This is a genomic window from Lewinella cohaerens DSM 23179, from assembly GCF_000379805.1.
In the GTDB taxonomy this organism is placed as follows: Bacteria; Bacteroidota; Bacteroidia; order Chitinophagales; family Saprospiraceae; genus Lewinella; species Lewinella cohaerens.
The window spans coordinates 4,899-18,378 of sequence record NZ_KB903538.1 but is presented as its reverse complement, the minus strand read 5'-3'; the positions used below and the strand labels follow the sequence as shown (position 1 = coordinate 18,378).

General features: G+C 42.5%; 10 protein-coding genes. 5 read left to right on the top strand and 5 right to left on the bottom strand.

Translation table 11 applies throughout. The features are described 5' to 3' along the window. Positions 1-11: 11 nt before the first annotated feature. On the bottom strand, positions 12-2,336 hold the full coding sequence (locus tag A3EU_RS0108315; RefSeq protein ID WP_169433330.1) for a CotH kinase family protein: 2,325 nt from the start codon (positions 2,334-2,336) through the stop codon (positions 12-14). 227 nt (positions 2,337-2,563) lie between these two features. Further along, positions 2,564-3,376 (bottom strand): class I SAM-dependent methyltransferase, encoded by an 813-nt coding sequence (locus A3EU_RS32620; RefSeq protein ID WP_020535682.1) that lies wholly within the window; start codon positions 3,374-3,376, stop codon positions 2,564-2,566. 41 nt (positions 3,377-3,417) lie between these two features. Here A3EU_RS32620 and A3EU_RS0108305 point away from each other — a divergent pair, with 41 nt between their 5' ends. The 3 genes from A3EU_RS0108305 to A3EU_RS0108295 all read left to right on the top strand — a co-directional run bounded on the left by A3EU_RS0108305 (position 3,418) and on the right by A3EU_RS0108295 (position 7,447). Then, positions 3,418-4,275, top strand: coding sequence for a metallophosphoesterase family protein (locus tag A3EU_RS0108305; RefSeq protein ID WP_020535681.1), 858 nt, complete (start codon positions 3,418-3,420; stop codon positions 4,273-4,275). A 32-nt stretch (positions 4,276-4,307) separates the two neighbouring features. After that, positions 4,308-5,999, top strand: a complete 1,692-nt coding sequence (locus A3EU_RS0108300) for a T9SS type A sorting domain-containing protein (protein WP_020535680.1) — start codon at positions 4,308-4,310, stop codon at positions 5,997-5,999. Between the two features lie 257 nt (positions 6,000-6,256). Further along, a complete protein-coding gene (locus A3EU_RS0108295; protein ID WP_020535679.1) occupies positions 6,257-7,447 on the top strand; it encodes a hypothetical protein in 1,191 nt (396 codons plus the stop codon). Between the two features lie 64 nt (positions 7,448-7,511). On the opposite strand, the gene A3EU_RS0108290 is transcribed toward A3EU_RS0108295, so the two are convergent. The 3 genes from A3EU_RS0108290 to A3EU_RS29825 all read right to left on the bottom strand — a co-directional run bounded on the left by A3EU_RS0108290 (position 7,512) and on the right by A3EU_RS29825 (position 10,875). After that, positions 7,512-8,321, bottom strand: a complete 810-nt coding sequence (locus A3EU_RS0108290; protein ID WP_020535678.1) for a class I SAM-dependent methyltransferase — start codon at positions 8,319-8,321, stop codon at positions 7,512-7,514. Positions 8,322-8,483: 162 nt separating this feature from the next. After that, positions 8,484-9,938, bottom strand: coding sequence for a B12-binding domain-containing radical SAM protein (locus A3EU_RS0108285; RefSeq protein WP_020535677.1), 1,455 nt, complete (start codon positions 9,936-9,938; stop codon positions 8,484-8,486). Further along, on the bottom strand, positions 9,931-10,875 hold the full coding sequence (locus A3EU_RS29825) for a hypothetical protein (RefSeq protein ID WP_211213917.1): 945 nt from the start codon (positions 10,873-10,875) through the stop codon (positions 9,931-9,933). Before A3EU_RS29825 ends, A3EU_RS0108285 begins: the two co-directional genes overlap by 8 nt. A 260-nt stretch (positions 10,876-11,135) precedes the next feature. Between A3EU_RS29825 and A3EU_RS0108275 the strand changes: the two genes are divergently transcribed. Together A3EU_RS0108275 and A3EU_RS34540 are read left to right on the top strand one after the other, a co-directional pair. Next, a complete protein-coding gene (locus tag A3EU_RS0108275) occupies positions 11,136-12,917 on the top strand; it encodes an O-antigen ligase family protein (RefSeq protein ID WP_169433329.1) in 1,782 nt (593 codons plus the stop codon). Between the two features lie 234 nt (positions 12,918-13,151). Further along, a partial coding sequence (locus A3EU_RS34540) for a hypothetical protein (protein ID WP_169433328.1) occupies positions 13,152-13,480 on the top strand: 329 nt, incomplete at its 3' end.

Genomic DNA, 13,480 nt, shown 5'->3' with positions numbered 1-13,480 from the left:
AAATAGTTAATTCACTCTTCCGGTGGATAAAAAACGGGAAGTAACTGTCGAGGTAAATGGGTGAATGCTTGGATACTGCCGTTTACCGTAAGCTTATGAGGAGATTCAAGCACAAAGTTTTGCTTCCTAACGGCAGTGAAATTTACATCGTGAACAACAAGGCTCGCATTTCCATAAGTGCTTTTCTTTGTAAAAACCGCTAGTCCATATTCGGCATTAGTAATATTGACAGCGTGAATGTTTGCACTAGAACCATCTTTAACCGCTATTGCGGTAAACGTATTATTGATCGTAAGATTTTTGGCCGTTATGATAGCTCCTTCGCCGATGGAGAAGCCCTTGTCTGTTATGTTTTCTATATCAACTTGGGTGATTTCAAAATTGCTTCCGGAAACATCTACAGCGTCTCCTCCAAGCTTATTGAAAATGAGGTTTTGAATACTTCCCGTAGAAAAGTCAATATCCAGCCCGTCTCCGGTAGCATCCTTGAACACAAGGTTTTCAAGCCAGACATCTTGGCACTGACTGATGTTTAAAGCGTCTTCCGCATCAATATTATTAAAAATACTGTGGGTCAAATGCAGGAAGGAACCATCAAAGCTCATCGCACCATTGAGCAAGAGGCCATGGTCCTGATAAGTCGTTTGGTCACTGAAATGGAGATGGGCAATTTGTACCGGGTTTTGCTGGAAAAAGTGGATACCTCTACCTGTCTGATCAGAAGACATAACCTTGATAGGCAATTTTGCCGTGCCTGCGAAGGTCGCGGGACCATAAACCAGGAGTGTTGCACCTTGCAGTAAATCCAACTGCGTACCGGGCTCAATATTTAGTTCGTATTGTTGAGGAATAACCTGAACGCTTCTTATTTGATGGATGCCTGACTTGACGGTGATACGATTGCCCTTTTGTACAAAAACAGTGGTGTCAATTTGTAATTGCTCCTTATTCAGAAACATAGTTGGAGTCGCTGGCCAGGGCGCTATTTTTTGTTTGAACCAATAATCAACTCCCGCCACACTATAAAAAACATACTGGTCGCTTGGCGAACGCTCAATAACCGAAAAAGGAGGGATGGGCGAATGAATGTCAAAAGGGGGAAGCTGGAAGGATTGGTCAAGCGGATGCAATGGCTTAGAGCGCTTTGGACCGGTAGCTTCAATCGTGATTTCTTTGCAAAAGTAATTTTGAACTAAAACATCACCGTCCTCAGATCGGTAAGCTTTTAAGCCAATAGCTGCTAGGGGTACACTCGTAGCACAATCTTCGTACATGGGGTCGTAGATCGTGTATTTAAAATTACTATCATCCGCAAAGTTGTAAGTTTCTAAAAGCTGCCGCAAGTCTTCGGCCCGCTTTCCAAGTTGATCGAAAGAATATTCATAATCAGGAAACTCCTTTTGTAGAATAGGCGCGAGTTCGTTGAGCTTTTCCGTTAATTCCTCTTTAGTCTTTTGGTAGAATGCTGGTGCTGAATAAATGTGGAGATAATGACCATAGCGTTCTCGAAACTCCTTGTTTCTGAACAGCTTAAAAAGGAAGTACTCTTCGGCAAAATAGACCTTGGCTTTTTCTGGTTGGTAAAAACCTAAAAACGGTTTGTTAAACCAACGATAAATGCCACTCTCCCCGTAACCGTCAAACCCTATGGGGTAAAGCTGGGTGGTATGGGGATGGTAATAGAACCTCATATTATGCCAACGCAAGGCATGGTAAGCCTCACAGAGGTCGGTGAGCGCCAGGAATTTTGCCCAGTAATCTATATCAATGTAGGGTGCATTGAGTGTATCGTTCTCCGTTGAGCGAAGTTGCTCCATGCGCGTCCTTCCTGCCAGGAAAGCAGAGGAAAGCATACGATCACCAAGCGTACGTTTTTGTTGGAAAACTTCAATGTCAGCGGCTTCAAAATCGGGTAGATTAGGGGTGACATTTTTGCCGTAGCGCATGCGGAAATCCTGGGTTTGCCAAAAGCCATCCTCGTTGAATTTGAAAATAAGGCCATCGGGTTGCTGCTGACGCGCCAGGAGGTCGGCACTAAAGTGTTCCTCAAAAGCATAAATCCCTTTATAGTCGCCGTTTAGCCAAAGCTCAACAAACTGGTATTGTGGAGTGAGCAGCCCTTCTTGTTCTAGTAACTGATGATAAACCCATTCGTGCAAGTAATAACGCGTTTTGGGATGCTGTAGCGAAAATCGTCGCGTACCCCAGAGGGCTTGGTCGTCGCCCAGTTTGACTCTCCATGACCATTTTTGCCCCTTGAGGTGGTCGAGCCAATCTCCTTTGAGCCGAATTTCTGCGGTGTATTGTTGAGTGTCCAGGGTAATCTTTGCTGGCACAAAATCATCTTTTTCGCTGACCAAAAGCCCGCGTGCGAGCGCTTGCGCACGCTTTTGCTTAATCTTTTGGAAGGCGCTCGCGTCAATCTCTATCCTCAGATCAGGCAAGGGCAGATTAGTAGCTACCCTTGCGTCCTTTGTACAGCCATGTAGAATAAACAAAACCCCCAGAAACAAAACCTTAAATGCCCTTATATGCCTTATGTGGTTCAAAATATTTCGAGTTATCAATATTTTCGAGCGACCATAGCATAGGCATTTAGTACCTTGACCCTGCTGCTAATGACTTGTTCTCCTTTTTGAATAATTGTCTTGTGATCTGATCGGTACTTAATGTTGACTAATCGCTTGGTTTTTCCCAAAAAGTCAAATAACCTGGATCGGTGGTTGTTTTTCCATGATGTTAAGCTTGGGCCTAAGTTTGAATAACTTTCAATACATCCGTGGTAATCAATGCTATATCCTTTAGTTTCAATAATGTCGCCCCAGTTGTCTAAACGAGCATTATTAGCATTTGCTTGAATAATGCCGAATGCTTTTTGACATTCTTCATTAAGGCGGTTGGCTTGTTCAATGGTTACGTGCGGTAACCAGAGAGTCTCATTAATAATAAGTTTCCCTCCTGGTTTCAAAATTCTATGTATTTCCTTTAACAAAAAGTCAAGCTGCTGATCATTTTGGATGGCCAAAACGGATTCAATCCAAACGACATCCTTGCTATTGTCTGGGAGAGGAATAGCTTGGTTTTGTTGTAGTTTGTAAAGTGTTACTTCCTTGTGTAGGCCACAAAAACGGATTCTTTTCCGGGCTGCATTTAGCATTGTTTGAGACAGATCACCTCCGGAAATTGCTAAGCCAGGAAAATTATGTTTTAATAACACGAGGCTTGCACCCGTCCCACAGCCCAACTCAAAGACACTTTCGTTTCCTGCCAATTTTGCTTCACTTAATAAATGTTTGGAACCCTTAATGCCTGCTCCGTGGAGAAAAGACGTATTAATATTGGCATAGTGGTCAAGTACATTTTTGTAATGCGTCACTCGTTTTAGTATGTTTGGAGAATGATAGTAAGTTATAAGTTATGACCAAAAATACCTTTGTTTTTTTAATTTTTGTATTAATCTTATCGGGATGTGCTGATCCGCCACCTCTGCCCTATAGCTTCTTTGTTGCTGGACACACCTATGGCGTCAAAGAGAAACGTATTCCCGGCCTACACATGCCTTTTGTAGCCGAATTTGATTACCTCAATCAATACGCTGGTATGCGCTTTGGTGTGCTCACCGGAGATATCGTCTACTACAGTAATGATACCTCCTGGAACCATGTCGATCAGCAACTGCAACAGTTGAAAGTACCCACTCACTTCACCACCGGCAATCACGACGAAGGCCATAAATCGCCTTACAAAGATCGCTACGGTATCACCTACTCTGCTTTTGAGCAAGAAAACGACCTCTGCATTATCCTTAATCCCGGTTTAGGCGGTTGGAACATCTGGGGCGAGCAAATGGCATTTTTAAAAGAAACCTTGGCTACAGCCCCAGGTTATGACAATATTTTCTTGTTCTTCCATCACCTTGTTTGGTGGGCACCAGATAACGAATACCAGCAGTATCGCCCCAATTCCCTGGATGGACGAGCACCGGATGTCAACTTCCTGTCGGAGGTCATGCCAATGCTCATCGCTACAGATAAACCCGTATATTGCTTTGCTGGAGATGTAGCTGCAGCAGGGAATCGTACCGCTTTTTTTGCCGATCGTAAGGAAAATATTCACCTCGTCGCCAGTGGCATGGGCAACCAAATGACCGACAACTACTTACTTATCACCGTTGATGAACAAAAAAAAGTGCAGGTTAAAGTCCGCTGGATACAGCAGAAGCGGGAGGAGGTCGTTTTCCCGAAGGAAGGAGAGCATCCTAAAATCAGTAGCTGATAATACCTAAAATAACAAAATCTAATTTTCCTATGAAACACCTAACAACCTTCCTTTTTCTCCTAATTGCCGTTACTGGCCAAAGCCAGGTAGTAATCAATGAAGTATACCCTACAACTAATCAAATTGAACTAAAAAACATTGGCAATGATGTCATCAACCTAACGGGCGGTCGTATATGGGATGCCATGCAAGGGGATCTAACACTGGGCACTAGTGTGCCCACGGAGTGCGGAGACTTTATCTTTGCCCCAGGAGAAATTACTGTTTTTACGTTCAATGGCCCGCTTAGTAATGCAGGGGGGCAATTGTTATTGGAGTTTGCTTCGGGAACTCCAACGGCTTACTTGCAATGGGGAGGTAGCCAGAGTTTAGTAACTTTTGCTTTTTCTATGGGGCTGTGGGACGACCCCGCTCTTTTTGTACCCGCTGTTCCAAGTGGATCATCAATTGAACTAATTGAACCAGAAAATCGTAGAAACCCTGAGGGCTATTTCCTTCAAGCCAACCCTTCTATTTGTGATGATAACATTACTTGCAGTATCACTGAAGTCACCCTGAGAGATATCACGTGTGAAAATGCGCAAACACCTAGTGATCCGTCGGATGATTATTTTACATTTGTTCCCTTCGTTGAGGGAGTCAACCTTAACGGAAATATTGAACTCTCAATTCCGGGAATTGACATTTTTCCAAATACAGTTACACCCGAATGTGCTTCTTGTCTTGTAGGGACTGAGCCTGGCTCAGCCACAGGGGAAGATTACGAACTTACCTTAACCGCCAATGATGGGGAATGCGAAACCACGGTAATATTAACTGCTCCGGAGAATTGCTCTCCGGTTTGTGATATTGTTTATCATCAGATTATCAATTTGGAGTGCAATGACAATGACACAGGAGCGAGCACTGATGATGATTACCTTGAGTTTTTGTTCCAAGCCTGGGGTTTTAACTTAAGTGAGTCAGGCTATTACCTTATTTTTCCTAATGGTACCGAGCAAGGGCCTTTTACATACAACAATGCTCACCCGATTAGTACGCAAGGGATAGTTCCTGCCGGAAGCGGCGATTTCCCAATCATTGTCGAAGATGCCTCGGATGCTACTTGTCGTAAAACGGTCACTGTTCTTGATCCCGGTTCTTGCTCCGATGGTTGCCTATTGACGACGACGGAGTTGAGCATTGACTGTAATAATAATGGTACGCCCTCAGATCAAACGGATGATTTTTACGAATTGACTTTGGAGATGGCCGGCGTGAATGTTACTGGGCTTTACAATGCGAACATAGCGCCATTTGCCAACGAAGTGCTTAGCCTTTCTTACGATTCACTTTACCAATTTAGTACCACACCGGGCAGCGCCCCAGACTTAGAAGTTTTCGCTTTTTCCTTTTTAGATGACGAAGAACCGTGTACAGGTTTGACGCTCAACGGGATGTTCGAATATGATTGTGTTATCACAAACAACCTGGAAATTGTCGAGAACGATAAGGTGCTGATTTCTCCCAACCCAGTTGCCTCTACCTTATATTTTACCTTGGCGGATCAATTACTAGCTGACCCAGGCATAACTGTAGAGCTGAGAAACATGCAGTCCACAGTAGTTTACAAGTCGCCATATCGCGATATCATAGACTTGAGCACCTTGCCGGCAGGAGCATACGTAGTGACATTGCGTTCATCATCTTGGGTGAACCGACAGATAATTATTAAATCTTAGTGCATTGAGGGAACCGTACATTCAGTATCCTGACTTTTGTCCAAGAAGGTTTTTAGGGGAACCGGTTCTGCGTTTGCGCTTTTGGCAATTGGTTATATATTGACAAATGACAGAACGAAAACAATCTCTCTAAATCTGAAAGCTAAAAGTATGCATTCTATTAACTGGAAGAAATAATGAAAAATAAATTAATTTTTATCCTAATCACTATTCTGAGTCCTATAGGATTTTTGTCTTGCCAAAGCTAGGTTGATGACATGATTAAAATGCTAGGCGATTCATTATACCTTAAGAATCAAGAGTTGATCGAAGCAAAAGAGATAGTGCCAGTTTGCTGGAAACAATATGATCTTTCTCATTATCAACTATACAAAAGACAGCCTAATGCAAGAACGATAGATCGTATTTTTTACGATTTAATCAGCATTGAAGGATACGATGTTTACGATCGTGTTTTACAACTTTATGATAGTTACATAAAAGTTATAGAGGATCAGTACGAACCTCTTATCAGATTGGGGAAGCACGTTAGGTGCTTTGAAAGTGATTATGATTTATTCTCTAATCATTTCCAAATAATTGACTTGTTCGAATCTGCATTAACTACCCTACAAATCAGAGAAAAGAGTTTGACTGGTGAACAGATTTTCTCTCAAGAGAGAAAGATTTTTTTTGACTGGAAGCGATTTTTAACTCGTCAGAGTAACGATTATTTGAAAAATTATAACTGTCATTCCAAATATTATCGAAGAATGCTTCTGAATGGTTGGTTTTATTCTTACGAAGGAACTAGAATCGACTATCTAAAAATTTATTCAAAAAAAATAACGCCAATCTTCATAAGTTACTTAAAAGCTTTCAGATTTGAAAAAGAAGACAGTTATACCGAGATAAATGATGCGGTTTATGAGCTTTTGTTCATGAAGTCTATCTTGAAAACTACAATGAGAATTGCTGAAAGAGAAGCTGTTAGTTCATTAGAGGAGTTTATCGAAGCATCATTTAGCTACTTTGCAGAGAATGGAAGAGTTGTATGGTTATACGAGGCTACTTCAGTTTTAGAGCACGAAAGCACTATCCCACTTTTTCTACTAGATTCTTTATATCACAGTTCTAGTATGTCAGATTTATCTTTCGTCAAAAAAGATTACAAATTTCGACATTTGCTAGGAACAAATAACGTAGAGGATTTAAAATTATACATAAAGAACAAGTATGCAGAAAACAACTCCAACTACACTAGACGACTTTCGCTGTATTTCATGCAATATTTTCCAGATCCAGATTTTCTTTCGCTTAGCATAAAATTGCTTAGGAATAATAGAACTAGTGTCAAGGAAAAGGATTTAGCAAGAGACAATCTTATAAGGTACTTATCTGATCCAAGCGTTTCCAAGACAGATAAAGAAGATATACACAAAGCACTAAAAAAAGACGAACGGAAATAAGGAGACACCTTCCTCATCCTACAGATTTTAGTGTTCTGTTCAATAATTTTTTACGTGTTAAATATCACCGCCCCATCACCAAAAAATAATGATCCGCCCCACCCGCCAATCCCGAAAACAGCTTCGTCTTTTCCTCCAATTGGTGGAGTACGCGTAACAGCTTCGGTCGCGAAGCAAAGAAAGGGTCAAGATAGGAGGGAGGTACCCAAAAACCAATAGGATTCAGTTGCTTTTGAGTCAAACCCTTTGGTGCCTTGGTGGTGAAATCCGAAGGCGAATAGTACCAGGTAGGAATACTGGTGTTTTCATCCAGCGGAGCATCTGTCGCGGTGCGCTTTCTCCTGCGCCAAGCTTTTTGCCAAGCACCTTTGAGCGTAAAGTACAAGGTCTCCCACCAGCAAAATCTTCCCATCACTACCATTACGAGATGGCCACCTGGGCGCAATAATTGGGCGGCATCTTCAAGGAACGGAGTCAGCTCTTGCGGAGAGAGGCAGTTCAATCCACCAAAGTTGGAAAAGATCAAATCAAAGGGGCCTTCTTCCTTGATGCTGGATATATCTGTTGCTGATAGGGTTTGTAACCGAAGACGTTTTTGTTGATCGGTCGGTAATTTTCGCCTTTTAACCGCAGCAACCGCAATCATCTCCGCTGAAATATCGGTAGCAAATACGGTTTTTCCTTGCTGCGTTAGCCAGAAAGCATCCTGCCCAGAGCCACAATTGACCTCTAAAATGTGCCGGCATTGTTCGTTACGGAGATAAGGAGCCACCAAATCATACACACTCGCTCGCTGTAGCCGACCAACAGCAGTGTTGGTAAACGTATCATCGTAGCTGCCAGCAATGGCGTCAAATGCGGAGGTGTGCTTCACTTTTTACTTTAATTATAGGTAATCACATTGGGCCAAGCTGAGCTCGTTCAGGGGCGCAATTTGGGCTTCAGCCCAAACGTAAAATCCACGCTCGGGCTGAAGCCCAAGCCATGTAGGGAGTATCAAAAACCTAGTACTTCGTACCAAGTACCTAATACCCATCTACTGCAACCGCTGCAACCTGATCCGGTCCAACCACATCGCAGGAAGGTAATACGCGGTAGCCGCCACCGACCGAAGCTTCTGGGTACTTGCCTGAAAAGGACGCCGGATAAGCCCCGTAAAAGCTTCCCAGCCTTGCTGTAAACGAAAAACCTTATGCACATAGCGATGAAGGCGGCGGTAATAGGCCGGCGAGAAGGTCGCTCGATACATCATGGCCAGGTCGTCGGAATCGGTCCAGTTTTGTTTGCCTTCGAGCTGGCTGGCCACCGTGTCGAAGAATTTTGTACCAGGCAGCGGGTAAGAGACGGAAATCCCAATGTCATCAGGCACCAATTCCCGCACCATATTGATGGTTTTTTTGATGTCCTCTTTGGTTTCGCCGAGGTAGCCAAACTGTAGGAAGAAGCCCACGCGTACCCCTCTGGCTTTGAGCAAGCGAGTAGCTTCATAAATCTGTTCGACCTTAGTTCCTTTGTCCATAGCATCGAGGATGGCTTGCGAACCGGATTCGGCCCCAATCCATACTTCATCTAATCCGGATTTTGCTAAAGCGTCAATGTTGTCGGCTTCTAAGAGCAAATCTGCCCGCGATTGGATCTTATATCTAGGTTGAATCCCCAGCTTATCAATTTCTTTTTGAAATTCCTGTACCCATCCGGGTTTGAGACCGAAAATATCATCACAAACCCAAAAATATTCGGCTCCTTTTTCCTGCATCAGCATGGCCATTTCCTGTGCCACCCGACGAGGAGAACGAGAGTTGTAACGATTGCCGTAAATAGGTTTGGCACACCAATTGCACTTGAAAGGGCAGCCTCTGGTCGTCGCAATATTTAAAGAGAAAAAACCTCGTCCATTACGCCATATTTCTTCATAACCACTGGTGTCTACCAGGTCCCAGGCGGGGTCGGGTAGTTCATCCAGGTTTTTTAATACGGGGCGTTTGGTGTTACTGATAAGCTTTCCGTTATCATAATAAGCAACGCCGAGGATATTTTTAGCAGCTTTGGTTTCTCCATTTTTTAGTAGCCTACACAATTCCGACAAGGTTAATTCGCCTTCGCCCTTGATGACAAAGTCAGCCCCAGCGTCAAGGTATAATGCGGAGTGGTCGGTAGAGTCAGAGCTGCATACGAGAATGTAATCGACCTTTTCACGGGCTATCTTGATCATATCGAGTGCGGCTTCGCGCATTACGGTCAGACACATTTTGCTGAGGTAATTGAAGCCATCATCGTAGATCACCAGGAAATTGGGGGCATTTATCAGGTAAGGCTCAATCTCCTTGGGAGAGGAGGCCAAGTTGGTGTCAAACAACTCCACGTCGTAGCCTTCTTGGCGTAGCAATGCCGCAGCGTACATGGTGCCATAAGGAGGGTAGGGGCGTTGATCTTCCCACTGCTTGGCATCGAAGCGATAAAAATAGGCATTGGTGAACAGTACCTTATTCATGGTTCTTTGTCTCTTTTTTTAGCAATGACATAGGGCGATCCAATTGGATCTGATGGTGATGCTCAAAAGTTTGAATACGTTCCTCATAAGCGGTCAGTACCTTGTTCTGGAAATCCTGCGGGTGATGCTTGGAAACATAGCTTCTAGACTTCAAGGCGTTATCGAATTTGTCGGAATCAAAATTACTGAATTTCTTCTTCCAATGACCGAGGGTGGTTCGCATGCAGTACAGGTCAATCCGATCTCCCATTTTTCCATTCAATAATGACTCCATGGAGTTCTGTAAAAAGCTTTTTTTAACGGGAATTGTTTTTTCAAGGGGCCGCATTGGAGAATTTGGGAAATATTGTTGGGCCCAATCATTGACAGCATAAAACTGTCGATAAATTTCGGGATTGTGGAGTGGAACCAAGGTCACCGTTTCCATAGCTGTAAAAAGGTTCTTCTCTTCAATCTCCAGGTGTTCCTCGTCTACGAAGTAATTTACACAGAAGTATTTGTGAGAATTGAGGAGGAATATTTTTTTAAATAAAACCAGAAGGGTCCTACTGATCCACAATCGGCCTGTTTGGGTAACAATAAAGTAGTCGATATCTCCATCTTTGGGCATCACATTTTTGGAGAGTGCGCCGGACAGGAATACGGCCCTTACGTAAGGGAATCGACGGATAATCTGCGCCATTTTATAGGCTCTGGATAAGTAACGGGTTGCTCTATGGTTATGTTCTTTTCGTTTTTTTACCCATGCTGGTTTATTTTGGCATAAATAGAATTGCTCGTGTTGGAAAATATACCCTTTCTCAATGCCTTCCTGTATCGATTTCTTTAGTGCTTCCGGCTGGCAGTTTTGATCTTGACAGAAATGTAATATTTCATCAAAGGTCAGTGGGTAAGAGAATATTTCAAAGTACAAAAGAGGCATGAGAACATGATGCAAAGAATTGTTTGCGTCAATAATTGCGGGCTGATATGAACTTATATTTTTGAACATGGAATTCGTTACACCGTAGAATTGTCAAGAGAATTAGAGCCCGACAAGAATAGGGAAATTTTTAAGAACCCTGAAAAATAGCTGTATTTTTAGTCTTTCAGACGGTAATATTCTACTAAATTACAGCAATTTTTTTAAGCTGAATTTTTAAGCAAGGTTGTTAAATGTCGCAAAGTAGAAGTATATACGTATTCATAACAGGAATCTTGTTGATTACTTTTTTGATAAAGGCTCCTGCGCTGATAGATGAATTTCATGTTAGTCGATTTATAGTAGCGACCATCTTTTGCTTGGGGGCTGTATTAATGATTTTCCCAAAGTTGAAGCAGATAAAGCTGAAACCAATGGATGGCTTACTGTTTGGCTTTTACTTCCTTAACCTTGTTTCCGTCAGCTGGGCCGACAACTTTGGCGAAGCAATTTTCACCACTCAAAAGTGCCTGCTTTTAGCGATTGCCTATCTCGCATTTCGACTGATTTTAGAAGAAGACAAAAAGTATGCAAGTTATTTATTTCCAGTTCTTATTGGAACAGCGATTATCGCATGCATAGTACCTACAGTTCAGTTGGTAGAAGTTGCTACAACAACGGGCTTGGATGGAAAAGGAGTGTACAATGTTCCTGGTTATTCCGGGCATAAAAACCTGGCTTCTTCTTATCTCTTTTTGCTGTTTTCCTTGTTGCTTTTTTGGTTTAAAGACCTCAATAAAAAGCCGTGGCTTTACCTGTTGTTAGGCTGGATGCTGGTTTTGATTTTACTGCTAAGGGCACGTGCAGTTTATCTGGCGATTGGAGCTTTCGCGGTGATCAATATGGCTTATTTCTTACTTTCAAATAGTAAACTTAGGCAGTTAGCCCTTCGGCGAATATTGCCTGCTGTAGTTGTTTTAGTAATAGCTGGTGGCGCGATAATATCATTGACAGGTGCGGGGCAACAATATCTGAAATATTTAAACCCGACGACCTATTCACAAAGCGCTTCTGCTGTTGAGCGTACCTTTGTATGGTATAAAACCAGGGAGTTAATAAAAGACCGACCAGTATTGGGCTTTGGTAGTGGCAACTGGAAGCTGTTCTTTCCTAGCAAAAATATAGAAGGAGGATTCCGAATGCAGGAGAAAGACCTGATATTCACCAGGGTGCACAATGATTATTTAGAAGTATGGGCAGAAGTGGGTACCGTTGGCCTGTTACTGTTTGGAGGTGTTTTTCTTTTAGCATTTTGGCAGGTATGGAAAGGCTTTCGGCGATCAAAACCATCTTTCAAGGTACGTTGGGTTTTATTGGGAACAACGCTACTAGGCTTTTGTATAATTTCTTTCTTTGATTTTCCGAAAGAACGAATCGAACATCTGATCGCACTGGCTTTATTATTAGCGTTGATAGGTTATGAAAGATCAAAAGAGCCTAGCAGTTCTTTTGCTGCTTTGACCTCAAAAAAGCAAAAAATGTTCTTTTCAGTCGGCCTGTTACTGCTGCTGCTGCTGATTAATCTTCCTGTCGGTTATTATCGCTACATCGGAGATGCGGCTAGCAAACAAATTATCACCTTTCGCAATAGCGACCAATTCAAGGTTATTAAAGACAATGCCACCCAAGGCAATTCTATCTGGTACAATGTGGACCCAATGGTGATTCCTTTGGATTGGTATGCTGGCGTAGCCGAATACAGTATGGGAGACTATGAAAAGGCTAAAGGTTTATTTTTGAAGGCTTATGAGGTAAACCCCTACAACTTCAATGTGATCAATAACTTAGCAAGTACACATGTTCAGTTAAAAGAATATGAAAGTGCGATCCCCTTATACCTGAAGGCATTAGAGATCAACTCTAAATTTGAAGAAGGTATGTTTAATTTATCCTACTCTTATTATCAAATCGGAGCACTAGAGGAAGCTTTGTCCTGGGTGAATAAAACAGAAGGGAATCCGGAAAAGAAGAGCGTTTTTCTACAACAAATTCAGGATGCGGTAAATGCTAAGGAATAATGTTGAGTTTGTTTTTTAGCCAATTCCGAAAGTCAAGGTGGTTAAGAATAGAGCTTCTCTTTGAAAATACTGGGACATCCGACGTTTTTTTTGTTTTTTTACACTCGAAAAGACAGACCATTTATTTTCAAATATCATTTTTGATAATTTGATACAGTGGGGATAAAGCCCTTAATGGACTGTTTTTCTGACAACGACCTGTTTTTGTGTTGGTTGGAAACAAATTTTATTCTCATGAAACATTCTCTCCAAAGAGCCTTCTGGCTTTTTTTACTCTGTTCTATTGGAACAATTGGGTTTCTCCAAAGCCAAACCATTTCCGTTTCGCCAAATACCGGTGAGCAAGGCGATATGTTTGGTGTAACAATAACGGGAATGGGAACGACCTGGTCTACCCCGAACAGCCACTGTGTAGAATTGACGAATGGAGGCACAACAATCACCTTTACGGGTACTGCAGCTTCGACTACGAGCCTTAGCGGAACGATAAGTATCCCTGGAGGCGCAGATTTAGGCGACTATGATGTTGTTGTCTATGATGATAATTCAGGAACATGTGGCGG

Coding starts and splice junctions, on each gene's coding strand:
- A3EU_RS0108305 (WP_020535681.1), top strand. CDS start 3,418: ATGACCAAAAATACCTTTGTTTTTTTAATTTTTGTATTAATCTTATCG.
- A3EU_RS0108300 (WP_020535680.1), top strand. CDS start 4,308: ATGAAACACCTAACAACCTTCCTTTTTCTCCTAATTGCCGTTACTGGC.
- A3EU_RS0108295 (WP_020535679.1), top strand. CDS start 6,257: ATGATTAAAATGCTAGGCGATTCATTATACCTTAAGAATCAAGAGTTG.
- A3EU_RS0108285 (WP_020535677.1), bottom strand. CDS start 9,938: ATGAATAAGGTACTGTTCACCAATGCCTATTTTTATCGCTTCGATGCC.